Here is a 25,167-nt window from a genome sequence, read left to right as displayed (position 1 = left end):
TATGGGGCCCGGCCTACGCGGCATCATCGAGGAGCACTGGAAGCTGTTGGAGGCGGCTCCGGCCTCGACGGAGCAGACGCTGCGCGTTTCAGATCTCCCGGTCGACACCCCCAGCGGACCTGTAGCGGCAGCGGTTGATTCGTTGGGGAATCGGCATGTGCTGATACCGGTGGAATCGCATCAGAAGGTGCGCAGGAACATGGACGGTCCGGTTCTGCGGTTGATCAAGCGACCGTTGGAATCGAAGACCTCATACCAGCTCTACGCGGATCTGGCCTGTCTGCAGCGTGACTTCAACGGTGTCTTCACCACGCTCTGCGCCGATGTGCTCATCGCCGTAGAAGGATCGAGCGGAAGCCCTCTCAAGGGCATGAACTCTGTTCTCGATCACTGGAAGGCGCTTTTCAAGACCTCTGGCTCGCTCCTGGGTCCGCATCAAATGGCGGGCCTGTTCGCGGAGCTGCTCATCCTGCAACGCATGTTGGAGCTGAGTAGTAGTGCTCATCTGCTCTGGAAAGGACCCACCAGGTACCGCCACGATTTCTCCGGTGCGACAACGGCATTGGAAGTCAAGGCATCGCTGTCCACGGAGGGTCGGAGGATTCGGGTACACGGTCTGGATCAGCTGGACGCCCCACGCGATGGCTCGCTTGGACTGGTCTGGTTCCGGTTGGAGCCCACCGATGTAGGGGGCCTGGCGTTGCAGGATCTTGTCGACCGAATCATGGTGTTCTCCGATGACGAAAGCGGCCTTTCGAGCCTTCTCGTCGAAGCCGGATACCGTGCTGCGGATGTCGACCAGTATCGCGAAGTGCGCTTCAACATCTCTGAGGAACGTTGGTACCGAGTGGATTCCGCCTTCCCCAAGTTGACATTCGGCATGCTCAGCGCTGCTGGAGTTCCTATGAATGTGCAAGATGTCGAGTACATCGTCGATCTGTCGTCGGAGCCGCCGCTTCCACTGACTGACGATGAGGCGGTTCGGTACCTGCGCAGCATGATCGAGGAGTCCGTATGACCGCTCCGATGTGGTTCTCGCAGCCGTATCCGCCCGAAGGGGCGAGTGCGGCACAAGGAATCAGGAACCAGCTTGGCAAACCCGAGTTGGACCATATGACCATTCTGGTGCGTGAATCGGCGCAGAACAGCTGGGATGCCCGGATCGATGATAGGACGACTGTCGACTATCGCATCGATCTGCAGACGGTGAGTGCGGCCGATACGTCGGCGTGGCGTCAGCATTTGCTGCGTAACGCACCCGTCGACGCGTACCTTCCGCTCCGAAAATCGTTGCAGCAAGGCTTGATTCGTCTGCTTTCGATCTCCGATCTGGGAACCACCGGCCTCGGCGGACCCACTCGGGCGGATATCGTCACCGATGGTCAACGAGACTTTGTCTCGTTTATCCGCAATATCGGCGAGCCCCGAGACATGATTCTGGGCGGCGGAACCTATGGGTTCGGCAAGGGGATCCTGTACCTGGTCTCTCGCCCGGGAGTCGTTCTGGTGCACACCCGTTGCGAGTACGAAGGACGGTTGGAGACCCGTCTGATGGGCGCGGCGCTGTGGAAGAGCTACCAGGCTGTGGAGCGAAACGGCGATCGTCGTTACACCGGTCGGCACTGGTGGGGCGACAACTCGGGCGAGGTCATCGAGCCGCTCGTGGGTGCTGAGGCCGAGGCCATAGCCCGACAGTTGGGATTGCGGCCCTTCAGCGACGATGAAACCGGCACCACGGTCACGCTGGTCGATCCCGATCTGGAGGGTAATGAGGCTGCCGAGGTAGCCGACTATCTGGCGGAGACGATCGCCTGGCAGCTGTGGCCGAAGATGCTCGCACGACTGAACGGCGTGGTCCCCATGCGATTCACCGTGACATGTGACGGCATCACGCACACTGTGCCCGACCCGACTCAGACCTACCCGCTCCGCTTGTTCGTCGGCGCTTATCAGGCTATGGCTGGAGCTGAGGGGCGTGAGTTGCGGTCGCAGAGACCCAAACGTCTGCTGGGCCGACTCGGCCTTACGCGGCAGGTCGCCCCGCCCTTCGAATCGGATCGAGCGTCGGAGATGGCCGGATTTGAACGCAACGTTCATCATGTGTGCCTGATGAGACCTGCCGAACTCGTGGTCACCTACTGGCCGGGTCCAAAGCCGGCGAGTGAACTCATCTCGTACGCGGGGGTTTTCCGGGCAGACACAGCGCTGGACGAGGTGTATGCATCGGCTGAACCGCCGACTCACGACAGCTGGAATTTTCAGTCGCTGGAACTTCCAGATCGCACGTTCGTCAGTGTTACTTTCAAACGCATTCGCGAGGAGGTCGAAGGGCTTCTCGACCTGCAGGGTAGCGGATCGCTGGATGTGGCGCAGGTATCGCTCGGCGCCGCGAGCGACAAATTCTCGCCACTGGTTGGGGGTGCGTGGGGGATCGGAGCGGCAACAGATTACGGCCGCCCCGGCGATACCAGAGCGCCGGTGCTGCGGCGTAGGCCGGAAATACTCGATGAACCGGAGCTTCCCGCCCAACCGCTTATGGATGGTGACGATTATCCGTCGATCCCCGATGGCGGTCATGATCCTTCAGAAGGCTGTACTGCTTTGTACGGTGACAGTGCCGCTGCGGCTGGCTCGAACGGAGTTAAGCCGCAACGTCGTCGGGTATCGCGCCCGAAAGTCGTTTATGTGGGTGAGCCATATCTCGACGAGTACTTGGGCACTGCCGTACTTATCCAGGAGTTCCGCCTGCCAGTGGAAATGCTGCAGCGAGTTGGTGCGGAACTGGCCATTGCTCTGACCACCGATGGCGGCCGTGAAATCGATCCGCCGGCTGGTGCGGAACAACCTGGGCTTGTGGGATGGGAGAATGAACAAGGACATTTGAGCGCTAGCCCGACTTTCGTCATCGAGGGTGGTGACGGCCGAACGTGGAAGGCGGTCGTCAAACCGGCAGTGGACACCATGACCGAGATCGGCCTCACCGTAGAGGCGGTGAATGCCTGATGCCGGTGCGCGCGTTGCCATACCGCATTCCGGATTCAGCGCTCATCCGTGCCGAGGAGTGGCGGATCGATCTGGACGGTGACGAACTTCCATTGCCTGCTGCGTACCCACATTGGGACTACCAAACGGTGCTCACACTGCGCCGCCGAGTGACCGTCGACCTGGACGGCGCGCTCGCCGCCGCGAGACTTGCACCTGGAACGCCGATTTCGGTGGCGGTGGTCTGGACGTCGACGGGTTCGAAGCTAAGGGGTACGGCTGCGCGAGTTGCGCTCACCTCCGACGGTCCGATTGGCTTGGAGGTGGTGCTGCCCGGCACTGATCTGGGCGGAACCCTTTTACTGGATACCGTTGTTGTGCTTGCGCGGCGTCGCGACGGGGTCGACCGACCGATCGCTGCGCGCCGTGCGGGCTCTGTGCTGTGGAGCGACCGCCACAGCATCCGCCTCCAAGGTGATGCCCCTCAATTCCCCATGGCTGTAATCGATTTCGAGAAGACCAACTACCCGACCGATGCTTCCTGGTACCTGGAGATTGGATCGAACTTAGAGGCCGCCACGATGGGTTCGTTGCTACTGCTGGTGAACGAGCGGAAACGGGCGATCTCAGGCGCTCTGGAGAATGCGTCGAAACCGCGCGCTCAGGATCAGCTAGCCATGTCGATGGTTTACGTGGATGTGGCTCGGACGATGATCGAACATGCTCTCGCGCACTCGGAGTTCGAGGATTCGGCGAACTTCCCTGACGAGTCGCTGGGCGCGACCCTACAAGCCCTGTTCGGCAAGCTGTTCCCGCAGCAGTCCATCGGCGAGGTTCGGGCGCTCGCGGACCGTTCACCGAGCAGGCTTGCCACGGAAATTCAGGCGGCCATCAACAATCTGGACGGTCTCGGATGACACTACTTTATCCCCGATTGTTGAAGGTACGTGCGAAGGAATTGGAGCGTGAGCACAAGGAACTCGGCGTCGCTGAGCTGATCGGACGATGGTCTGCCACAGACGAGTCCGCAGTCTACGTGGCGACCGGTGGCGCCCGCGCGACTGCAGATGTATTGACCGAACTTCGCGACCAGATCCTTTCCTTAGCGGCGGCCTCAGGCTATCCCGACGCGCCGACATCGGATCAGTCGACAATATTCGACCTAAGGGTCGCCGAATGTTTGCATCGCACTATGCATTTGGCGCCCGCGGAAGCCGCGGCGAGTGACGTGTGGGCCTTCCTGTCGCTCGTTCTGATGCCGGATATCGCGCAGTGGCGCTTTCCGGGACCTACTGCCTCTAACCGGGCGTATCGTGAACGAATCCTGGGTTCGCGTCTGGACCGACATGTTTTCGGCCGACTCTGGTGGCGAGCGCAGTTGGTTTATGCCCCTGATGATCTCGATCCCTATGCCGCGCTGCGTGTCTTGGGAGAAGCCGCGTTCGACCAGATCTATGCGCGCCGCTCCGCGCTGGGCGGTAGTCCGCATCTGGTGAAGTCGATCCTTCGGGTATGGAACAGTCTCGACCTGAAGGGTATTCCGGAGCGAGAGACGCTGCGGGACTTCCTGAAACGGCTGTTGCGATTGGCCCCGTTCGTCGTTTTCGACGCGGTGGACGAAGAAGCTCTCGATGCCGAACTCCGAGCAATAGCACGCGAAACAGTCTTGGCTGCATTGGTTCTCGCGGGATGGTCCGGCTACGCCGCGTCGCAACGGGCCGACGTCGCGGCACCCTTGAGCGCGCAGATTGGTTCGACCTGAGTCTCGACCGACCGATCGATTCCGTTGGTGAAGGACACGTTGGCAACCAGCGCTGGAACCGTAGATAGGCGGATTCAACGCGGGTACGAATCGCCGTGTGAGGATCGCAGAACCGGTGTTGGGGATGAGTTGCACAGGCCTCAGCGACGGGTCAATCTGGATCACGCGCCTCGACAGTCACGGGATGGGTCGGTTGATGATTCGCCCGGACGAGGTGGTCGATGAGAAATTCTTGTGGGACATGCTGTTCGAGGCTTCCTGCTCGCATGCGAAAAGCCAGGTGTCGTCGGATGGGCTCTGGGCGATGCATGCATTGGCGCGGTACGTCGAAGGGTGGGGTTCGCCTGCGGATTTCGGGGTGCTGGGTGGGGAAGGAGGTATGTTGCAGGGAGCGGCTTAGTGGCGGGTGTTCACAGTTGAGAGCGCTGTGTGCGAGCTCGAAATCGTAACGGTCGCCGGGTTGGGAAGTGGTGGAACCCAGTTCTACACAAGTGAATTCGGCTGCGTCGTCCACCTGGTTGCAGGCGGTGGCGCAGTGTTCGGCGGTGCCGTGCACTCCGCGCCGCTAGCTTGCGCGATCGGGCCGGTCTCGGCGGCGTGGTCGAAGTGGCCGGGGTCGATGAAGATCGCGACGGGGACTTCGGTCGGTAGGTCACTGCGGGTTCTGATCACAGCCATTGAGCATCCTCCACCGGCGGTTGACCAGCGGTTGCGCGAGCTGCGGAATTGGTCAGCCTGCGGATAACTTCTCGTTGTGAATAGTTGCTGTTTGTTGCATCCCATCCCAGGCGTCGGGGATGTAGCGAAGGCGTTCGGGGGCGAGGGTCCAGGCTGTGCGGACTGTGTGCCGGAAGAGGGTGAAGGCTAGTTGGTCTGTGCGGGTCCAGTTCCAGCCCAATATCTTTCGGGCTTCGGGGGGCATGGTGGCGTTGGAGAGCCAGACGCCTATCGACATGATGGGGTAGCGGATCAGGGGCCAGAGGGGGGCTGGGATGAAGGGTGGGGTGGGGACTTTGGCTTTGTGGATGGTGGCGGCGAAGGTGGTGGTTTTGTTGGATTGGAGGACCTCCTGCCACATGTGGAGCCAGTAGGCGCGGTAGTTGTCGTAGTCGCCGAAGGCTGGGCGGTCGGAGAGGCCGTATAGGCGCCACCAGGTGAGGCCCTCGGCGACCAACTGGGCTTTTTCGGCTTCGGTGAAGGGGGTGCCGAAGAATTCTTGGGTGGCGATGATGGATTCGTAGAAGGTTACGTGGGTCCACCAGAAGACTTCGGGGTCCAGGGCGTGGTAGCGGTTGCCTTCGGGGGCAATGCCTTTGATCGGTTTGTGGAAGTCTCGGACCTTGCGGGCGCGGGATTCGGCGTCGGGTTGGTAGATCATCGCTTGGATGGGGGCCACCGAGCGGTCGAAGCGGTCCATGGGGTCGGTGAAGAAGTTCGAATGTTCCTGTAGGGCGGCGTTCAGGACGGGGTGCATGTTCTGCAGGGTGCCGGCGCGGCCGAGGATGAGCATCGAGCGGATATCGCCGAAGTGCTTCCAGGTCAAGGAGTTCGGACCCAGGGGTGCGGAGGTGTTCCAGCCGGGGAGTTTGTCGAACACGGGCATGCCTAACTCTGGGAGAAGCCGGGGGAGAGTAGGGCGAGCGTGGTGTCGACCAGCTCGTCCACGGGGACCTCGGGATGGGTCAGCCACCAATTCGCCACCGCCACAACCGATGACACGAGGATCGTTGCCGCGATCTCCGGGGTGTGCGGGGAGGCGTCGGGGTTCGGCGGCGGGAGTAGGGCCAGGATGCCCCGGTGGGACAGGGCGCTCAGGTGCGCCACCACCTCGGCGATATCGGGATCCTTTGTGGGAGAAAGGATCAGGCGCGTCGCGAGGGGGCGTTCCAGCATGAAGGTGAAGTAGGCGCGCAGGGCGCGAGGGAGGCGGGACTCCGGTGCGGCGGCCACTTCCGCGGTGATGCGGGCCAGTAGCGCTTCGGTTTCGGTGGTCAGCAGGTCCAGGACCAGATCCTTCTTCGAGGGGAAATGGTCGTAGAGGACGGGGCGGGTTATGCCCGCGGCGGTGGCGATATCGCGCATCGAGACCGCGTCATAGCCGTTGGCGGCGAAAAGGTTTCGGGCGGCCTCCAGCACGAGTACGCGACGTTCTGCGCCCTTCAGGCGGCGGACCGGGTTAACCGACACGTGTGTAGGTTAACCCGGTCTCGCGGATCGCGAGGTGGAATCAGTTGGTGTGCCAGGTGATCACGTTCGCGAGATCCGCACGGGTGGTTCGGAATCCGTTGACGGCGTGGTCGGCGTCGGGATAGCCGAAGGACACCCCCGCGATGATCTGGCGCTCCTCGGGAATGCCGAAGTACTCGTGAAGGAACGGGGAATAGGAGGCCAGCGCGGCTTGGGGCGCGGTCGCGATGCCGAGGCTTTGGGCGGCGAGGAGGAAGGAGGTGAGGTATAGGCCGCAGTCGACTGCGCCGTAGATGCCGAGGTCGGCCTCGGTGGTGAGGATGGCTACGTGGGGGGCGTCGAAAAGTTCGAAGTTGCGGAGCATTTGGCGGAGGGAGCCTTCGTGGTCGCCTCGGGCTACGCCGACGGCGGTGTAGAGCGCGCCGCCGCACTCTCGGCGGCGGTCGCGGTAGACGCCGTTGTAGGCAGGGGGGAAGGGGAGGTCGGATTCGGTGGGGGTGCCGTTGATGTGGTCCAGCAATGCCTTGCGGAAGCGGTTGGTGGCGTCGCCGTCGGTGATGGTCAGCTGCCAGGGCTGGGTGTTGCACCAGGACGGGGTGCGCTGAGCCGCTGTCAGGATCTGTTCGATGGTCTCGCGGGGGACCGGGTCGGGGCGGAAGGCTCGGCAGGTGTAGCGGTCGTCGAGCAGGGTGCGCAGGGTGGTGTAGGGGTCGGTCATGGGTCGCCTCTCCTTTGGTCTCGAAATGAGACCGGTTGAACTTGGTCTCATATTAGGACCAAATGGGTAGGATTGGGAGATGCGGTATGAGGAGCTTGCCGAGGAGCCCTGTTCGATTACCCGGTCGCTGGTGGTGCTGGGGGATCGGTGGACGCTGCTGGTGCTGAAGGCGGCGTTCTCGGGGGTGCGGCGGTTCAATGGGTTTCAGAACTATTTGGGGATCTCGCGGGGGCGGTTGCAGGATCGGCTGGACCGGCTGGTCGAGCATGGGATTCTCGTTAAGCAGAAGCCGGAAGTCGGTGTGCACGAGGAGTATCGGCTCACCGCCAAGGGGCATGAGGTGTATCCCATCCTGATGGCGTTCAAGGATTGGGGCGATGCGCATATGGCCCCGGACGGGCCGCCCGTGTACTACCGGCATCGGGACTGCGAGGGTGAGGCGCACGTCCACCTGGCGTGTGATCGCTGCGAACACGAACTCACCGCGCGTGATGTCGTGCCCGAGGCGGGACCGGGGATGCTGGCGCAGATGTGACCGCTCGTCCACCCGTGAGCCGCCGGCTCAGTGGTGAGCTGGCAGCTCGGCGGAGAGCGCCGGTCCTACAGGGGGAGTCGCCAGCGCTGGCATGGGCGATCCGGCACCACTGTGGCCGGCCGGTCCTATAGTCGGCGGCATGGGTGAGTTGACGGTGCGTCCTGCCGAGGCCGCGGACGAGAAATTCCTGTGGGCGATGCTGTTCGAAGCGTCGTATTCCCATGAGCAGGGCCGGGTTTCGCCCGAGGAACTGCGGGATGTGCCGTCACTGGCGCACTACGTCGAGGGCTGGGGCGCACCGGGGGATCTCGGCGTCATCGCGGAGCGGGACGGGGCACTGCGTGGAGCGGCATGGCTGCGGCTGTTCGCCGGTGACAATGCCGCCTACGGGTATGTGGATGACGAAACTCCGGAGCTGGCAATCGGAGTCGCGCCCGGACAGCGCGGCGGCCGGATCGGCACCGCGCTGATGACCGGGCTGCTCGAGCTCGCCCGTCCGCACTATGAACGCGTGAGTTTGAGTGTGCGACAGGAGAATCCGGCGCTGCGACTGTATGAACGCCTGGGTTTCGTGGTGATCCCGAGTTCCGCGCACACCAATCCGGCCGGGAGCACCAGCCTGACAATGCTGTTGCGGTTCAGCTGATTACGCGTCGAAGGCGAGCACTCCGGGCGTGATGTAGTCGTCCGGATCGAGCAGCATGCGCAGCCTCGGGCCGTCGGGGATGCCCGCCAGCGCGGTCTCCAACGGAGCCCGGAAGGCCGAGCCGCGCGCGGTGATCAACGGCAGCCAATTGTCATGATGGTTGGGCACGAACACCTTCGCCCGCAGCGCCTCGATATAGCTGCGCGGGTCACGCAGACCGTTGGTGAACTGGTTGTACCCCTGTACCGCGCCCACGTGCACATCCGACGGTGGCAGCTCGCGCAGCGCGTCCAGCACCTCCGGAGCCTTGTCCAACAGTGGACCGGACGAGTCGTGCCAGGTGAGCGTGAAGTTCCCGGTGCGGAACTGGTAAAGCAGCACACCGCCTTCCGGATCGGTCAATCGCCGCGTGAGATGGGCGGTGTCGGCGAGCGTCGTCGGATACCTGCGCATATCGCCGATCTGCGGAATCGGTTTCACCGGCTCGCAGGCGTCCGCACCCTCGTATCGTTCGGTGCGCGCGGAATGGATGTGCCGGATCGCGGTCACCGACACCCCCGGCGCGAGCTCGAAATCGTAGCGGGCACCCGGTAGCGAGGTGCTCGAACCCAATGTCACACAGGCGAATTCGGGTGCTTTGACCTGTTTGCGCGCGGTGGCGCAATGCTCGGCGGTGCCATGGATCACCGCGCCGCTGGCTTGCGCGATCGGCCCGGCATCGGCGGCATGATCGAAATGCCCGTGCCCGATGAAGATCGCGGCCGGTCGCAGCGCGGCCACCTCGGCGGGCGTGGTCGGCACATATCCGGAGGTCGCGCCGCGCGGCACCCAGGCGTCCAGTAGGAACACCGAACCACCCAGCGCCACAGCGAAACTCGCGCACCCGAACCAGCTCAGCAGCACCTGATCCGAGCGCACGGCACCGGTTTCGGCGTCCACCATATCGGCGCCGAAGAAGCGCCGCCGCGCCGCGATGGTCTCCGCGAGCGTCGGCTCGGGGAGGGGCTGCGCGCTGACGCGCTCGGCCAGCGTGCCCAGGCCGCGCCGCAGCGGTTCCACCAGGCCACGCTGAATCGATTCGCCCAGATTGCCCAGCTCAGGCTTGCGCGCCACGGTAGTCCTCTCGCCCGCGGAACCACCGGCCCCGCCCCGTCGCCCGCATTCTGCCCGGATTCGCGCGGCTTGTCAGCGTCCGGCAGCACCGGGATCGGGCGGAAATCAGATGCCGCCGCCCAGCGGAAACTCGCATGCGCCGGCGGAGACTGGGCGCGGCCAGGCCCTCTCGCTGCGATTCTCAGTGCTCCGCGCGACGGGTGAAGGTCAGGTGGGTGACCTTCGGCGCGGAATCCACGCGGGTGCATTCGTATCCCGGCAGGGTGCCCAGCCCGTCGTAGAGGCGTTCCCCCGCGCCCAGCAGCAGTGGCACCTGGGCCAGGTGCAGTTCGTCCACCAGCCCCGCGCGCAGGAACTGGCGCACCGTGGCGGAGCCGCCGCCGAGCCGCACATCCTGGCCGCCCGCCGCGTCGAAGGCGCGCTTCAATACCGCTTCGGGGGAGTCGTTCACGAAGTGGAAGACGGTGCCGCCCTCCATCTCCACCGATGGCCGCGGGTGGTGGGTGAGGACGAACGTGTCGTGGTGGTAGGGCGGGTTCGGCCCCCACCAGCCGGTCCAGGAGTGATCCGGCCATTCGCCGCGGATCGGCCCGAACATATTGCGCCCCATGATGGTCGCGCCGATGTTGACATCGCCCTCGACGGCGTAGCGCTGGTCGACGCTGTCCTCGCCGGTCGCCGCCGCGCCGGACATGCCGCGACCGTAGTCGGTATCGAAGATCCAGGTGTGCAGATCCTCTCCGCCCACGCCCAGGGGATTGTCCGGGCTCTGGTCCGGCCCGGCGACGTAGCCATCCAGGGAGATCGACAGGTTGTGCACTCGAAGTTTCGGCATGACGCACCTCATAACTGGTTGTGTTTTGCAATCGGTTAGTAGCATAGATCCAACCGGTTGCGATCCGCAATCGGTTCGGCGAAAAAGCTTTGATCAGAGCACGATTCGGTCACCTAACCGTTAACCGAGACCTTGCCGTTGCACTGGGCTACCCCTCGGTGAATGTCGGAACATGACCGTGACGAACTGGTAGGTGAATGTTCAGCCCTTTGTTAATCACGTGGCGTTGCATCGATATCAGGGATAGCTGAACGAAGGCTATCGATAGGGCAATTGGGGACCACCATGTACAACGACGTGCATGCGGCCGCGCAGGACGACCACAAGTACACGATGCGGATCAGTCGGCTGGCCATAGACAAACTCGGAATCCGGCTCTACGACCGGGTTTCGGCCGTACTGGCCGAACTCATCGCCAACTCCTACGATGCCGACGCCACCGAGGTGGAGGTCTCACTACCGTGGGGCGTCACCCTCGCCGGAACGGTACGCGCCGCGGACGAGCCCGCGTACCAGATCGTGGTGTCCGACAACGGACATGGCATGACCACCGACGAGATCAATCAGCACTATCTGATGGTCGGCTCGGACCGGCGCGTCCGCTACGGCACCGACCTGTCCCGCGACCGCGGGCGACCGGTGATGGGACGCAAGGGAATCGGCAAGCTCGCCGCCTTCGGCATCTGCCGGACCATCGAAGTGATCACCGCCGGCAGCCATTCCGGCGATGAGGGCGCACTGGGCTGGCCCGTCTCCCATTTGGTGATGGATCTGGACGATATGCTCTCGGACACCGAACGGGACTACTACCCGCAGCCGGGTCCGCTGGACGGCACCTTCACCGCCAAGCGCGGCACGACCGTCATTCTGCGAAACTTCTTCCGCAAGAGGGTGAATACCGGCACCGAATTGAGCCGCCAGCTCGCCTCGCGCTTCGGTATCGAACGCTCGGACTGGCGGGTGCAGGTGCGCAATTGCATCGGACAGGAGAGCTTCACGCTCAGTGATCTGGCCATCGATGTCATGGAGGACACCCGCATCGACGTGAGCCGGGTGCCGGTGCGCTTCGGGCATAAATTCCTGCCGATCACCGGCTGGATCGCCTACTCGAAACAGCCGTACCGCGATGACGCCATGGCCGGGGTGCGCATCTACGCGCGCGGCAAAATCGTCGCGCAGACAAGGGATTTCGGCATCCCCGCCGGATTCACCGGCGAGTTCAAACTGCGCTCCTACCTGGTCGGCGCGGTACACGTGGACTGGCTCGACGATGAGGAGGATCTGGTCCGCTCCGACCGCCAGGACATCATGTGGAATTCCCCGCGCGGGGAGGCGCTCGCCCAGTGGGGTCAGGCGCTGATCAAGGAGATCGGCCGGGTCGGTGAGAAATCCATTCGACGCCGGGTCTGGGAGGAGTTCGTGGAGCGCTCCCGGCTGCGCCAGACCCTGGAGTCGATCGCGCCGGGAGACCGGCTGTTCCGCGATTCGGTGATCGACGCCGCGCGAATCCTGGTGGCGCACAAGGATCGCGCCTCACTCGACGATCCCGCCCATATCGAGAACATGGTGCGGCTGGCGCTTTCGCTCGGTCCGCAGCGCAGCCTGCTCGAAACCCTCAAGGAGATAGCGGATGACGCCGACCAGGAGCTCGATGTGGTGGTGGCGCTGTTCGAACGGGCCCGGATCGCGGAGATCTACTCGCTCGGCCAGATCGCCAGTGAACGTGTCGCGGTGGTCGATCGGCTGCGCGCGCTCATCGATGAGCGCCGTTCGCTCGAGCGGCCCTTCCAGGAGCTCATCGAGAGCGCGCCCTGGCTGCTCGCACCCGAATGGACGCCGCTGGGCATGAACGAATCGCTCAAACGCGTGCGGGCCAGCTTCGAACGCTGGTACGCACACAAATTCGGCACCGCATTGCTCACCAGCGCCATCGGCAGCCCGAAACGCGAACCCGACTTCGTCCTGCTGCACGATTCGGGTGAGCTGTGGATCGTGGAGATCAAGCGGATGGACTATCACCTCACCGACGAGGAGTACAACCGCGCGGTCAACTACCTCTACGAACTCGATCGCTTCCTCGATGAGAATCCCCGCATCGGCGCCCAATTCCCGCGCCGCAGGCTGACTTTCATCGTCGACCACATCGACCGCCTGGGCCCGGCCTCGCTGTCCTCGCTGATGAGCGATCAGCGGGTGGACCGCCGCACCTGGCGGGAACTGCTGGACGCCACCCTGCGCGCGCATCGCGACTTCCTGGACCGCGTCTACGCCATGCGCGGCGGCCAGGAGGACGAAGGCACGGCCCGGGCGGGCTAGCGAATCGGCCCGCGCGGCGGGCAACCCCCCAGCGCGACGCGGCACCTCCAACGGCGTGGGTGTCGCGTCGCTTTTCGCGGGTTCGGACTTTCGGGACTTGTCACATCGGGATCGCCCCCGTCCCGGCGAAACGGACGAGTCGGACGCCCCGTCCGGGCGCGTGCGTGCGGCCGCCGTCCGCGTGACACCATGGACCCGCGCGCGGGGGCGCGACTCAGGTATCCGCACGGTCGAGAAGGTTTGGTAATGCTGTACGGCACGGTCAAGTGGTTCGACAGCGCGAAGGGCTTCGGATTCATCAGCCCCGACGGCGGCGGTCCGGATGTGTTCGTGGAGTACACCGCCGTCGAGGGTGACGGTTTTCGTTCGCTGGCCGAGGGGCAGCGCGTGGAGTTCGAGGTGCGCCGCACCAAGCCGGGACCGGAGGCGGTCATCGTGCGGGTCATCGCGGCGAGTTTCTGAGTAATTCCGCGATAGTGGATGGTGCGTGGTCCGCCATGGGCCGGTGCGCAACCGGTGAATTCCATTGCGCCTCGTGCGACTTCGATGCGGCTGTACCAGGCATTTGACGGGCACATTGCGATCGCAATTGTCGTGTACCTGCGCGCTGTTTGCCTCGGCGCGATCGTGAATTCGGCGAAATGCGCGAGCGGCCCGCATATTTCGAGCAATATCGAATAATCCGTGGTCGGCGCGATCCCGTGCCGAACGGAACACTCTCTCCGATGGTCGATTCGAATCGGGTGGCAACTGTCGCCGTGCTCTCCGGTGGAGTTGTGTGGGGCGGGGGAGTGGTGGTGTCACGGAACCGTCTTCCGGCGCCGGAATACCGGCTGGTCCAGGCATTTTCACGATGCGCATGCCCATGGAAATAGGGGCGTGATTGGCGCGTTATAGACGCGAATTTGATCTGAAGATGACTCGGGTCACACAATCTGAATCCTGTGACGCCGATCACATCACGCTAATGCCCCGTAACGAGCTCGAAAAGTCCGCCGATATGCTGGCTGTCGGAAGTACAACCGAGATTCATTGAGAGGCATTTACATGATCCCCGTTATCATCGACACCGGTTCCGCTGCTCTGGGTGGCCTGTTCGACACCTTCGGTGCCGCACTGCATGGCATCCTGAACACGCTGTGGACCGGCTCTTTCGGCCGCTAAATAGCGCCACACAAGCTGAAAAGGTCGACCTCGGGTTTCGCAGCCCTGAGGTCGGCCTTTTGTCATTTCCGGCGAATTCGTGACCGATCACATGCCCATCACGGCCCGTATGTGGCCTGCATCGCAACCGCTTGTGATAGCCGATAATTAGCCGGTCAAACGAAGTTTTCTCTCGTTTCGACAGCCCTCTCCCGATGCCCTAGGTTGGCCGGGGTCAGACGGCCGTCCAAGAGAAAGCGGGGCCGATGAACGTCGATGCCCTCAAAGCCAGCTGGCGCCTCGTAGAACGCGCCGGCGACGAAGCCATCCAGTACTTCTACGCTCACCTGTTCCTGGCGCACCCCGAGGTCCGGGACATGTTCCCGATCCGGATGACCACCCAGCGCGGCCGCTTCTTCGCCGCTCTCGGCCGCATCGTCAGCAATGTCGAAACCCTGGCCGCCGATCCCGAATTCGTCGCCCAACTGGGCCGCGACCACCGCCGCTTCGGCGCGGTCGCCGCGCACTATCCGGCCGCGGGCGGATCCCTGCTCGCCACCCTCGCGCACTTCCACGGTCCGCGCTGGACCGAGGAATTGGCGCAGACCTGGACCGCCGCGTACCAGGCCGTCGCGGGCATCATGATCGCCGCGGCCGAACAGGCCGAACAGATCGACGGCCAGCCCGCCTGGTGGGAGGCGGAAATCGTCGCCACCGAGAAGCGCAGCATCGATGTCACCGTGCACACGGTGCGACCGTTGCAGCCCTACCGGTACGCCGCGGGCCAGTCCCTGGCCATCGAGATCCCGCAGCGCCCGCGACTGTGGCGCTACTACTCGCCCGCCAACGCGCCGCGCGCCGACGGCACCTTCGATATCCACGTCCAAGTGGTGGACGGCGGTGAGGTCAGCGCGACCTTCGCCAGATCGGTCCGGCCGGGTGATCGCCTGCGGCTGGGCGCACCGGTGGGCACGGCCTTCGTGATTCCGCCGAACGCGGTCGACAATCTGCTGCTCATCGCGGGCGGCTCCGGCTTGGCCCCGCTGCGCGCGGTGCTGGACAGCATCGAGGACGAGGCGCACGGCACCGGGATCGCACCGCGCGTGCACCTGTTCCACGGGGTGCGCACCGCCTGGAATCTCTACGACCACGAGGCGCTGACCCTGCGCACCGAGAATCCGTGGTTCACCTACACCCCGGTCGTTTCCGAGGATCCGGGATTCCACGGTGTGCAGGGCACGGTCGGCGCGGTCGCGGCGCGCGGGCGCGATCTGACCGGCGGCGCGACCGCACTGGTGTGCGGTTCGCCGAATATGGTCGCCGCCACCGTTTCCGCGCTCACCGGCGCCGGAATGCCCCGGCACGCAATCAGATTCGAGACGTTCGGCCAATCGGCGGCGGCCGATCAGGCTGCCCAGCAGCGCGGATTCGACAAGGTTGGCCAATGGATGTGACACCCGAAGACATTCAATCCGCCCGGTTCAAGGGTGCGCGACTGGGGCGCCGCGGGTACGACGCGGACGATGTCGATCTGTTCCTCACCCAGGTGCGCGGTGCCATGACCAAGGTGGCGCGCGAGAATCGGCAGCTGACGCTGACCAGCAATTCCGAGGAACTGGCCCGGTTGCAACGGGAGAATCGGCAGCTGGCCGCGAAATGCGATGCGCTGCAGAATCAAATGCAGACCATGGCCTCCGCCGGTGAACTCGCCGAAATGCAGCGCCAGCTCGCCAACGCCAACTGGGAGATCTCCCGGCTGCAGGGTGAGATGGCCAAGGACGCGCTCGGCATCAGCGCCCAGGCGGTCGATGTGCTCAATCGCGCGCAATTGTCCGCGGATTCCATCGTGGAACAGGCCGAGGAGCACGCCCGCGACCTGATGCGGGTCGCCCGGGAGCAGCAGCGCGAAATGCTCTATCAGGCAAGGGAATCCGGGGTGCGCGGCAATGGCGGCAGCCACGAGTCGACCGAACAGCTGCGCGCCTACTCCGGACTGCTGCGCAATCAATTGCAGGCGATGATCATGACGCTGTCGGTGGAAGTGGACAAACTGGCCCTGCTCCCCATGCCCGGCGCGAACGATCCCGGCACGGAAATCACCAGCGGCTCTTCACGTTCGCGTGATCTGCCGGTCACCGGCTCATGGCAGCCTTCGGACAACTGACTACCGAATCATCAACGCAGGAAAGAGAAGTGGGGGAACCACAGTGAATATCGAAGCATTGCAGTCGAGTTGGGTTCAGGTCGGCGCTGCCGGTCCGGAAGCGGTCGAGTACTTCTACGATCATCTGTTCAAATCGCATCCCGAGGTGCGCGGCATGTTCCCCGACGATATGGGCGAACAGCGCACGCGCTTCCTGAACGGTTTGGGCCGGATCGTCACCAATGTCGAAACCCTGGGTGCGGACCCGTCTTTCGTGCAGGGGCTGGGTCGCCGGCACGGCAAGCTCGGCGTGATCGCGGACCACTACCCGGTCGCGGGGGCCTCGCTGCTCGCGACCCTCGAGTACTTCCTCGGTGAGCAGTGGACGCCGGAGCTCGCCGCCACCTGGACCGCCGCCTACGGTGCGGTGGCCGAGATCATGATCTCCGCCGCGGCGGAACCGGCCGCCGCTACCGCCTGACGCCCACCTCGTCATCCCGGCGCGCTTCTTGGCCGGGATCCACACTGCGGCTGTGGATCCCGGCCAAAAGCATGCCGGGATGACGAAGGCTCAGGCCGGAATGGCGGAGGTCATTTACCGGCCGAGCCGCTGGCGGAACCGCTCCCGGAGCCGGTGCCCAGGATGCACAGCGGGTTGTTCACCATCGCCGCCTCGGCCGAGCCGGAGGACGAACCCGTCGCACCGGAATCGATGGCGGGCGTATTCGGCACCGGCGCGGCGGGATTGCCCGAACCGCCGTCCCGCATCGACCGGCCGTCCAGGTTCGACGGCGCGGGCACGCCGAGCAGATCCAGCACCGTCGGGGTGATATCGGCCAGGGTGTATCCGTTGTTCTGTGCGCCGCCCGCGAAGTCCGGCCCGCGTGCGATCACGAAACTAGCTGTCTCATAGGCGCTTTGGCCGCCGTGCCCGCCCTCGGGCTTATGTCCGTGATCGGTGGTGACCAGGATCGTCCAGCGCTCGTTGGTATGCGCGGCCGCCCGCGCGTCGACCGCGCGGGTGATCTTCCCGACCAGCGCGTCCGCCCGCTGAATCGCGTCCCGATATGCCTGCGGCCAGATCCCGCGCAGCGTATGTCCGGTGATATCGACCTGATCCAGATGCGTGAACACCAGATCCGGGCCGTCATCGGTGACCGCCGAAACCACCTGCGCCGCCGCGTTCGAATCCGCGGTCGTCTCGCAGACGCCCGCGCCGGTCGGGTCGATCTGCGTCACGGACACCTTGTCCGCGTGCGGATTTCCGGTGCGGGCGATCATGCCGATCTTGTCCCAGGTGCCCAGCGATTCGGTGATCAGGTTCGGCCGAGCCTGTTCGAGCTGGGTGAAGACCGTCGGATATTGCGCGAAAGGCGCGGGGGTACAGGTGGAGTCGTTGTCCTTGATGCCGTGCTTGTTATCCCAGACCCCGGTCAGCGCGGTGGCCCAGGAGACGCACGACATGGTGGTGTGCGGCGCGATCGAGGTGCGCGCCAGCGTGCCCTGCGCGGCCAGCAGTCCGAGGTTGGGTGCGTTGGCGGCCAGCACCTCGCTGTACAGGGTGCCGTCGATGCCGATGACCACGACCTTGTTCACCGTGGGTGCTGCGATCGCGGGCGCCGCGGCGGCGAGCGGCAGGGTGGTCAGCGCCGCCGCCGCGAGTACGCGAGCGGTGCGGGGCGATAGGGGAGCGCGAGTCGACCTTGGAGACATGCCGCGCAACCTAGATCATCGGACCCCGCTCGCGCGGCAAAACTGGACAATTGACCACGAGAGTCTCGATGGCCGGGAAAAGGCCCACGTCACCGATGTGATGGCACGTGTCTACCGGGCGGTAATCCGAGATCAAATCCGGACCACTAAGCTAGCGCCCGTAAATCCCGGATCCCTTTCCCGCAGGAGTACCCCACAGTGAGCCAAGCAGGCCGTCCTGTAGTTCTGATCGCCGACAAGCTCGCCCAGTCGACCGTCGACGCACTCGGTGACGCCGTCGAGGTTCGCTGGGTCGACGGCCCCAACCGGCCCGAGCTGCTCGCCGCCGTCCCGGAGGCCGACGCGCTGCTGGTCCGCTCCGCGACCACCGTCGACGCCGAGGTCCTCGAGGCCGGCAAGAACCTGAAGATCGTCGCCCGCGCGGGCGTCGGCCTCGACAATGTCGACGTGCCGGCCGCCACCGAACGCGGTGTCATGGTCGTCAACGCGCCCACCTCGAATATCCACACCGCCGCCGAACACGCTGTGACGCTGCTGCTTTCGGCCGCGCGCCAAATCCCGGCCGCCGATGCCACGCTGCGCGAGCACACCTGGCAGCGCAGCAAGTTCAACGGTGTCGAGATCCTCGGCAAGACCGTCGGCGTCATCGGCCTGGGCCGCATCGGCCAGCTGTTCGCGCAGCGTCTGGCGGCCTTCGAGACCAAGATCGTCGCGTACGACCCCTACACCTCGCCGGCCCGCGCCGCCCAGCTCGGCATCGAACTGCTGACCCTGGACGAGGTGCTCGAGCGCGCCGACTTCATCTCCATTCACCTGCCCAAGACCCCCGAGACCAAGGGCATGCTGAACAGCGAGACCCTGGCCAAGACCAAGAAGGGCGTCATCATCGTCAACGCCGCCCGCGGCGGTCTGATCGATGAGCAGGCCCTGGCCGACGCCATCACCTCGGGCCACGTGCGCGCCGCCGGTCTGGACGTGTTCGAGACCGAACCCTGCACCGACAGCCCGCTTTTCGCGCTGCCGCAGGTCGTGGTCACCCCGCACCTGGGCGCTTCCACGTCCGAGGCGCAGGATCGCGCGGGCACCGATGTGGCCAAGTCGGTCAAGCTCGCCCTCGCCGGTGAGTTCGTCCCCGGCGCGGTCAATGTCACCGGCGGTTCGGTCTCCGAAGAGGTCGCCCCGTGGCTGGAGATCGTCCGCAAGCAGGGCGCCCTGCTCGGCGCGCTGTCCTCGGAGCTCCCGGTCAGCCTGGAGGTCCAGGTCCGCGGTGAGCTGAGCGCGAGTGATGTTGCGGTGCTGGAGCTTTCGGCGCTGCGCGGCGTCTTCTCCGCCCTCATCGAAGACTCGGTCACCTTCGTCAACGCCCCGGCGCTGGCCAAGGAACGCGGCCTCGAGGCCACCGTCACCACCGTGTCGGAGAGCCCCACCCACCGCAGCCTGGTGGACCTGCGCGCCGTCTTCGGCGACGGCAGCACCCTGAACGTGGCCGGCACCCTGACCGAGCCGCACCAGGTCCAGAAGATCGTCAACATCAACGGCCGCAACTACGATATGCGCGCCGAGGGCCTGAACCTGGCCGTGCTGGCGTACGAGGACAAGCCGGGTCAGCTCGGCCGCCTCGCCACCAAGCTCGGCGAAGCCGGTATCGACATCCTGGCCGCCCAGCTCACCCAGGACCTGGACCAGGACGGCGCCACCGTCATCCTGCGCGTCAACTCCGAGGTTCCGGCCGAGGTGCAGTCCGCGATCGCCGAGGCCGTCGGTGCGGCCAAGGTCGCCCAGGTCAACCTGGACTAGCAGAACCCGGGCGCTGCCCGAAAACGCGTGAAACGACGCCCCTCCCACCATTCGGGAGGGGCGTCGCGCATCTGCGAGAGACACCCCATATCCCAGTGGTTGGGAGCGGTCGCCCCTGGTGAAAGGGCTATTCCCGGCACTCGCTAGGGTGGCTGAGGACTCTCCCGCACGGCGTGGGGAGGACTCACCCCGCGCTTATCGAACGGAGCATGGATCTCATGAAACTCGCTGTCATCCCGGGCGACGGTATCGGTCCCGAGGTCATCGCCGAGGCACTCAAGGTGCTCGACGTGGTGGTGCCCGGTGTCGAGAAGACCGAATACGACTTGGGCGCCAAGCGGTTCCATGCGACCGGGGAGATCCTGCCCGACAACGTGATTCCGGAGCTGAAGCAGCACGACGCGATCCTGCTGGGCGCGATCGGCGACCCGTCGGTACAGAGCGGACTGCTCGAGCGCGGGCTGCTGCTGCGCACCCGGTTCGAGCTCGATCACCACGTGAACCTGCGTCCGTCCAAGCTGTACCCGGGCGTGACCAGCCCGTTGAGCGGTAACCCGGAGATCGATTTCGTCGTGGTCCGCGAGGGCACCGAGGGTCCGTACACCGGTACCGGTGGCGCGATCCGGGTGAACACCCCGCACGAGGTCGCGACCGAGGTCTCCACCAATACCCGTTTCGGTGTCGAGCGCGTGGTGCGCTACGCCTTCGAGGCCGCGCGGGCGCGCCGCAAGCATCTGACCCTGGTGCACAAGAACAATGTGCTCGCCTACGCCGGTTCGCTGTGGACCCGCACCGTGGCCGAGGTCGGCGCGGAGTACCCGGATATCGAAACCGCCTACCAGCACATCGATGCCGCGACCATTCATATGGTGACCGATCCGGGCCGCTTCGACGTGATCGTCACCGATAATCTGTTCGGCGACATCATCACCGACCTGGCGGCCGCGGTCTCCGGTGGTATCGGCCTGGCCGCGTCGGGCAATATCGACGCCTCCGGCACCAACCCGTCGATGTTCGAGCCCGTGCACGGTTCGGCCCCCGATATCGCCGGTCAGTCCAAGGCCGATCCGACCGCCGCGATTCTCTCGGTGTCGTTGCTGCTCAACCATCTCGGCAAGACCGAGGAGGCCGCGCGCATCGAGGCCGCCGTGGCCAAGGATCTGTCGGTCCGCACCGGCCCGGCCTCCACCGTCGAGGTCGGCGACCGCATCGCCGCCGCCGTCTGATCGGACCGCACCACCCGATCCGGCGCTGAGAACGCCGAACGGCCCCGTTCCCGGATTCCCGGGGCGGGGCCGTTCGCGTTCCGAATCCCTGAGTCGCACAGGTGTTTACCGGCGAGTAAGCTCCGTTTCGCGGCATTTCGGGTGTCTGGAATTGAAACCTGGTGGGGCAGTGAGACATATCGCATTCATGCATTCGGATGCGAAAACGTAACGGGGGCAGCCCTTCCGGATTTGCGGGAGATCAGCGGTCAGCGTGCCCGAGGTTGAAAGATCAACGGGAAGCCCTGGGCACCAACGGGACTGCGACCGCCGCGATCACCGCCGCCAGCGCGTAGACGATCGGGAATCCGGCCGCCGTGATCAACGCGCCGAAACCCGGCGCCACCGCCGCCACGGCCAGATTCTGACCGGTGTTCTGAATGCCCAGACCGCGCCCGGACCAGTACGGACCCGCGATCTCGGCCACGGCGGTGAAGGCCAGCCCGTTATCGGTGACGGTGATGACCGAGGCCGCGACCAGAATCGGAATCGCCGCCCACCACCACTGCGCCCATGCCGCGAAGGCCAACGCGGCCATGGAGATTGCCGCCGCGATGGCGACCGTGCGCAGTGGACCCAACCGGCTCGCGACCCGGTCGGACCAGACGCCCGCGCCGATTCGCCCTCCCGCGCCCAGGATTTGGGTGATCGTGACCAGCGCCCCCGCCGCCGCCAGTGACCAGCCGACATCGCGGTGCAGCCACAGCAGTGCGAAGGTCCACAGCGTGCCCTGCGGAACACACAGCAGCACCGACACCGCGTGAATGCGCCACAGCGTGGAATCGCCGCGGTAGGGATTCGCGGGACGTCCTGTGTCACCGGTTGATTGGGGGCGCGGCGGATCGATGATGCCGACCAGGCAGGCGATCGCGGCCGCGCCGGCCATCAGCGCGGGCACCAGGATGGCGGTCGAGAAGCCATGTGCCGCAGCGATGGCCGGAATGCTCAGCGCCCCGATGCCCACGCCCAGCGGTTGTGCAGTTTGCCGAATTCCCATGGCCAGTCCGCGTTTATCCGGCGGGAACCAGCCCACGATGACGCGCCCGCTGGCGCCGTTGGTGCTCGCCGCGCCGACGCCGCCGATGAACAGCAGCGCGCCCAGCGCGATGTAGTTGGTGACGGTGGCCGCGGCGACGCCCGCGACGAACATCAGCGCGGGACCGGCCACCAAGACCTTGTGCTCGCCGATCCGGTCCACCACATAACCCCACGCGATCAGCGTGCAGACCAGTCCCACGACCGGCATGGCGACCAGTAAACCGGCCGTGGCCAGCGACAATCCGCGATCGGTCAGGGCGGGCAGCAGGAACGGGGTGCCGTTCACGAAGACCGCGCTGGCGCTCTGCGCGAAGACGCCGAGGGCCAGCATGCTCCACCGTTGGGCCGATCCGATCTGTGTCACGGTGGTCATGTCCGCACCTCTATCTCACTATGTGGAACTGATGTCTTACTCTGTGAACATCGGACCTTACGATACACCTGGGGCATTTGGCTATTTCAGGGGCATGCTGTCTATTTGCTCACACCTCTCGGGGCGGTTCGGGGAACCCCGCCGGGGCATCGAGTTGTCTTGCGTACAAGGGCTTTCCACATTTCCGATGACCCGATGCGGGCGGGCATGCCGCAGCCTCTCAGTGGGTCGTGCGCCCGCGGCCCCGGGGCCCGCCCCGATCGCCCCCGCTCCCGCCGGTCGGGTGCATTAGGGCAGGTGGAAGCCGGTCGATAGGATGCGAAACATGCGCCTAGGTCGAGTTGCCAGCCCAGATGGGGTCGCTTTCGTAAGCATCGAAGGGGACGGCCCGAGCGCCGTGGCCCGCGAGATCGCCGAACATCCGTTCGGCAACCCGACGTTCACCGGCCGCAGCTGGCCGCTCGCCGATGTCCGCCTGCTGGCGCCGATTCTGGCCAGCAAGGTGATCTGCATCGGTAAGAATTACGCCGACCACGCGGCCGAAATGGGCGGTCCCGCACCGGCTGACCCGGTCATCTTCATGAAGCCGAACACCTCCATCATCGGCCCGAACGTGCCGATTGTGTTGCCGCCCAGCTCCTCTCAGGTGGATTACGAGGGCGAACTGGCCATCGTCATCGGCCGCCCGTGCAAGGATGTGCCCGCCGCCCAGGCGTATCAGGTGATTCTGGGTTACACCATCGCCAATGACGTCACCGCGCGCGATCAGCAGAAGCATGACGGCCAGTGGACCCGCGCCAAGGGTTACGACACCTTCTGCCCGCTCGGCCCGTGGATCGAGACCTCGCTGGACCCTTCGGATCTGGAGATCAGCACCGAGCTCGACGGCCAGGTGAAGCAACGCAGTCGCACTTCACTTCTGCTGCACGATATTCCGAAGATGATCGAGTGGATCACCACCGTGATGACGCTGCTGCCCGGCGATGTCATCCTGACCGGCACTCCCGCCGGTGTCGGCCCACTGCAGGCCGGTCAGAGCGTGTCGGTGACCGTCGAAGGCATCGGCACCCTCACCAATCCCGTTGCCGCCAAACGCTGATCGAGAGAGAGACATGACTGACGTTCGGGTCCGATTCTGCCCGTCCCCCACCGGCACACCGCATGTCGGCCTGGTCCGCACCGCGCTGTTCAACTGGGCCTACGCCCGCCACACCGGCGGAAAATTCGTCTTCCGCATCGAAGACACCGACGCCGCACGGGATTCCGAGGACTCCTACCGGGCCATTCTGGACGCGCTGCGCTGGCTCGGCCTCACCTGGGACGAGGGCCCGGAGGTCGGCGGCCCGTACGAGCCGTACCGGCAGTCCCAGCGCCGTGACCTTCATCTCGACGTGGTGCGACGGCTATTGGAGGCGGGGGAGGCCTACGAATCCTTCTCCACCCCTGAGGAAGTCGAGGCTCGGCACAAGGCCGCCGGACGCGACCCCAAACTGGGTTACGACAACTTCGACCGCGACCTCACCGCCGAGCAGATCGCGGCCTACCGGGCCGAGGGCCGTCCCGCGGTGATCCGGCTGCGGATGCCCGACCACGACCTCACCTGGAACGACCTGGTGCGCGGTGAGACCACCTTCCGCGCCGGGGTGGTGCCGGACTTCGCGCTCACCCGCGGTAATGGCGATCCGCTCTATACGCTGGTCAATCCCGTCGACGACGCGCTTATGAAGATCACCCATGTTTTGCGCGGCGAGGACCTTTTGTCCTCTACGCCCCGGCAGTTGGCGCTCTATGAGTCGATGATTCGGATCGGCGTCGCCGAGCGCACCCCGGAGTTCGGGCATCTGCCGTTCGTGATGGGCCAGGGCAACAAGAAGCTGTCCAAGCGGGATCCGGAGTCGAATCTCTTCCATCACCGCGATCGCGGGTTCATTCCCGAGGGTTTGCTGAATTATCTGGCGCTGCTCGGCTGGAGCATCGCCGATGATCATGACGTCTTCTCCATGGCCGACATGGTCGCCGCGTTCGATATATCGAAAGTAAATTCGAATCCGGCCCGTTTCGATCAGAAGAAGGCCGACGCTCTGAACGCCGAACATATTCGGTTGCTGGAGCCGGGTGATTTCGCTCACCGGCTCCGTGAGTATCTGACCGAACACGGTCATATCGGCGCGGAGATCGACGAGAAGCTCTTCCTTGCGGCCGCAGATTTGGTGCAGACCCGCATCGTGGTTCTGGGTGACGCGTGGGGTCTGTTGGAGTTCTTGTTCGTGCCCGCCGAAGATTTCACGATCGATCCGGCCGCACGGGAAAAGAATCTCGGCGCCGATGCCGTTCCGGTATTACAGGCGGCTATCGCGGCAGTGGACGGTGTTTCGGAATGGAATGCGGCCGCACTCGGGGAAGCGCTCAAGACCGCGCTCGTCGACGAGTTGGGTCTCAAACCGCGTAAGGCGTTCACCCCGGTGCGCGTCGCGCTGACCGGATCGCACATCAGCCCGCCGCTGTACGAGTCGATGGAACTGCTCGGCCGCGCGGAGTCGCTGCGCCGGTTGCGCGCCGCGAACGCGGGCTAGTCGGGAGCAAGAGGTTGGCAGAGCGCCG

22 protein-coding genes are annotated in these 25,167 nt (G+C 64.9%); 15 read left to right on the top strand and 7 right to left on the bottom strand.

Annotated features, from left to right (window positions below; genetic code table 11):
- The first annotated feature begins 1 nt into the window (after window position 1).
- From ACFVUS_RS13330 to ACFVUS_RS13315, 4 genes are read left to right on the top strand one after another with little or no spacing between them, the layout of a single operon-like run.
- Window positions 2-1,018, top strand: coding sequence for a PD-(D/E)XK motif protein (locus ACFVUS_RS13330; protein ID WP_387764683.1), 1,017 nt, complete (start codon window positions 2-4; stop codon window positions 1,016-1,018).
- Window positions 1,015-3,003, top strand: a complete 1,989-nt coding sequence (locus ACFVUS_RS13325) for a hypothetical protein (protein ID WP_387764681.1) — start codon at window positions 1,015-1,017, stop codon at window positions 3,001-3,003. Before ACFVUS_RS13330 ends, ACFVUS_RS13325 begins: the two co-directional genes overlap by 4 nt.
- Window positions 3,003-3,899 carry a hypothetical protein gene (locus ACFVUS_RS13320; protein WP_387764679.1) on the top strand — a complete coding sequence of 299 codons (897 nt, stop codon included), beginning with the start codon at window positions 3,003-3,005 and terminating at the stop codon, window positions 3,897-3,899. The genes ACFVUS_RS13325 and ACFVUS_RS13320 overlap by 1 nt, the downstream gene beginning before the upstream one ends.
- A gap of 17 nt (window positions 3,900-3,916) precedes the next feature.
- On the top strand, window positions 3,917-4,744 hold the full coding sequence (locus ACFVUS_RS13315) for a DUF6339 family protein (protein WP_387764677.1): 828 nt from the start codon (window positions 3,917-3,919) through the stop codon (window positions 4,742-4,744).
- A 730-nt stretch (window positions 4,745-5,474) separates the two neighbouring features.
- Here the strand turns inward: ACFVUS_RS13315 and ACFVUS_RS13310 are convergent.
- The 3 genes from ACFVUS_RS13310 to ACFVUS_RS13300 are packed head-to-tail and all read right to left on the bottom strand — an operon-like array spanning window position 5,475 to window position 7,649.
- Window positions 5,475-6,341: an oxygenase MpaB family protein gene (locus ACFVUS_RS13310; RefSeq protein ID WP_387764675.1), complete on the bottom strand. Its 867-nt coding sequence runs from the start codon at window positions 6,339-6,341 to the stop codon at window positions 5,475-5,477.
- Between the two features lie 8 nt (window positions 6,342-6,349).
- Complete coding sequence (locus ACFVUS_RS13305; RefSeq protein WP_387764673.1) at window positions 6,350-6,931, bottom strand: TetR/AcrR family transcriptional regulator; 582 nt, start codon at window positions 6,929-6,931, stop codon at window positions 6,350-6,352.
- Window positions 6,932-6,971: 40 nt separating this feature from the next.
- Window positions 6,972-7,649, bottom strand: a complete 678-nt coding sequence (locus tag ACFVUS_RS13300; protein WP_387764671.1) for a nitroreductase — start codon at window positions 7,647-7,649, stop codon at window positions 6,972-6,974.
- Between the two features lie 79 nt (window positions 7,650-7,728).
- On the opposite strand from ACFVUS_RS13300, the gene ACFVUS_RS13295 reads away from it, so the two are divergent.
- A complete protein-coding gene (locus ACFVUS_RS13295) occupies window positions 7,729-8,184 on the top strand; it encodes a winged helix-turn-helix transcriptional regulator (protein WP_387764669.1) in 456 nt (151 codons plus the stop codon).
- A 139-nt stretch (window positions 8,185-8,323) separates the two neighbouring features.
- The gene (locus ACFVUS_RS13290) at window positions 8,324-8,830 is read left to right on the top strand and encodes a GNAT family N-acetyltransferase (RefSeq protein WP_387764667.1); all 507 of its coding nucleotides are present in this window, start codon (window positions 8,324-8,326) and stop codon (window positions 8,828-8,830) included.
- Here ACFVUS_RS13290 and ACFVUS_RS13285 read toward each other — a convergent pair whose 3' ends face one another.
- A complete protein-coding gene (locus ACFVUS_RS13285) occupies window positions 8,831-9,943 on the bottom strand; it encodes an MBL fold metallo-hydrolase (protein ID WP_387764665.1) in 1,113 nt (370 codons plus the stop codon).
- Between the two features lie 181 nt (window positions 9,944-10,124).
- A complete protein-coding gene (locus ACFVUS_RS13280; protein ID WP_387764663.1) occupies window positions 10,125-10,778 on the bottom strand; it encodes a dihydrofolate reductase family protein in 654 nt (217 codons plus the stop codon).
- A 285-nt stretch (window positions 10,779-11,063) separates the two neighbouring features.
- Here ACFVUS_RS13280 and ACFVUS_RS13275 point away from each other — a divergent pair, with 285 nt between their 5' ends.
- The 5 genes from ACFVUS_RS13275 to ACFVUS_RS13255 all read left to right on the top strand — a co-directional run bounded on the left by ACFVUS_RS13275 (window position 11,064) and on the right by ACFVUS_RS13255 (window position 16,861).
- Window positions 11,064-13,094, top strand: a complete 2,031-nt coding sequence (locus ACFVUS_RS13275; RefSeq protein WP_387764661.1) for an ATP-binding protein — start codon at window positions 11,064-11,066, stop codon at window positions 13,092-13,094.
- Between the two features lie 246 nt (window positions 13,095-13,340).
- Window positions 13,341-13,556 carry a cold-shock protein gene (locus ACFVUS_RS13270; RefSeq protein WP_387764658.1) on the top strand — a complete coding sequence of 72 codons (216 nt, stop codon included), beginning with the start codon at window positions 13,341-13,343 and terminating at the stop codon, window positions 13,554-13,556.
- Between the two features lie 947 nt (window positions 13,557-14,503).
- Window positions 14,504-15,691, top strand: a complete 1,188-nt coding sequence (locus tag ACFVUS_RS13265) for a globin domain-containing protein (RefSeq protein ID WP_387764656.1) — start codon at window positions 14,504-14,506, stop codon at window positions 15,689-15,691.
- Entirely contained in the window at window positions 15,682-16,401 is a 720-nt protein-coding gene (locus tag ACFVUS_RS13260) for a DivIVA domain-containing protein (protein WP_387764654.1), read from the top strand. Before ACFVUS_RS13265 ends, ACFVUS_RS13260 begins: the two co-directional genes overlap by 10 nt.
- A gap of 43 nt (window positions 16,402-16,444) precedes the next feature.
- Window positions 16,445-16,861, top strand: a complete 417-nt coding sequence (locus ACFVUS_RS13255) for a globin domain-containing protein (protein ID WP_387764652.1) — start codon at window positions 16,445-16,447, stop codon at window positions 16,859-16,861.
- A 110-nt stretch (window positions 16,862-16,971) separates the two neighbouring features.
- Here ACFVUS_RS13255 and ACFVUS_RS13250 read toward each other — a convergent pair whose 3' ends face one another.
- Window positions 16,972-18,093, bottom strand: coding sequence for an alkaline phosphatase family protein (locus ACFVUS_RS13250; protein WP_387764650.1), 1,122 nt, complete (start codon window positions 18,091-18,093; stop codon window positions 16,972-16,974).
- A gap of 198 nt (window positions 18,094-18,291) precedes the next feature.
- Here ACFVUS_RS13250 and serA point away from each other — a divergent pair, with 198 nt between their 5' ends.
- A complete protein-coding gene (gene serA, locus ACFVUS_RS13245; protein ID WP_387764648.1) occupies window positions 18,292-19,890 on the top strand; it encodes a phosphoglycerate dehydrogenase in 1,599 nt (532 codons plus the stop codon).
- A 218-nt stretch (window positions 19,891-20,108) separates the two neighbouring features.
- Window positions 20,109-21,116, top strand: coding sequence for a 3-isopropylmalate dehydrogenase (locus ACFVUS_RS13240; RefSeq protein WP_375954823.1), 1,008 nt, complete (start codon window positions 20,109-20,111; stop codon window positions 21,114-21,116).
- Window positions 21,117-21,387: 271 nt separating this feature from the next.
- On the opposite strand, the gene ACFVUS_RS13235 is transcribed toward ACFVUS_RS13240, so the two are convergent.
- A complete protein-coding gene (locus tag ACFVUS_RS13235) occupies window positions 21,388-22,566 on the bottom strand; it encodes an MFS transporter (RefSeq protein WP_387764645.1) in 1,179 nt (392 codons plus the stop codon).
- Window positions 22,567-22,891: 325 nt separating this feature from the next.
- Between ACFVUS_RS13235 and ACFVUS_RS13230 the strand changes: the two genes are divergently transcribed.
- Together ACFVUS_RS13230 and gltX are read left to right on the top strand one after the other, a co-directional pair.
- Window positions 22,892-23,665, top strand: coding sequence for a fumarylacetoacetate hydrolase family protein (locus ACFVUS_RS13230; RefSeq protein ID WP_387764643.1), 774 nt, complete (start codon window positions 22,892-22,894; stop codon window positions 23,663-23,665).
- A 13-nt stretch (window positions 23,666-23,678) separates the two neighbouring features.
- Complete coding sequence (gene gltX, locus ACFVUS_RS13225) at window positions 23,679-25,139, top strand: glutamate--tRNA ligase (protein WP_387764640.1); 1,461 nt, start codon at window positions 23,679-23,681, stop codon at window positions 25,137-25,139.
- Window positions 25,140-25,167 lie beyond the last annotated feature (28 nt).

The sequence above is a fragment of the Nocardia sp. NPDC058058 genome (assembly GCF_042885355.1).
Taxonomy (GTDB): Bacteria; Actinomycetota; Actinomycetes; order Mycobacteriales; family Mycobacteriaceae; genus Nocardia.
This window is presented reverse-complemented; position numbering and strand designations above follow the sequence as displayed.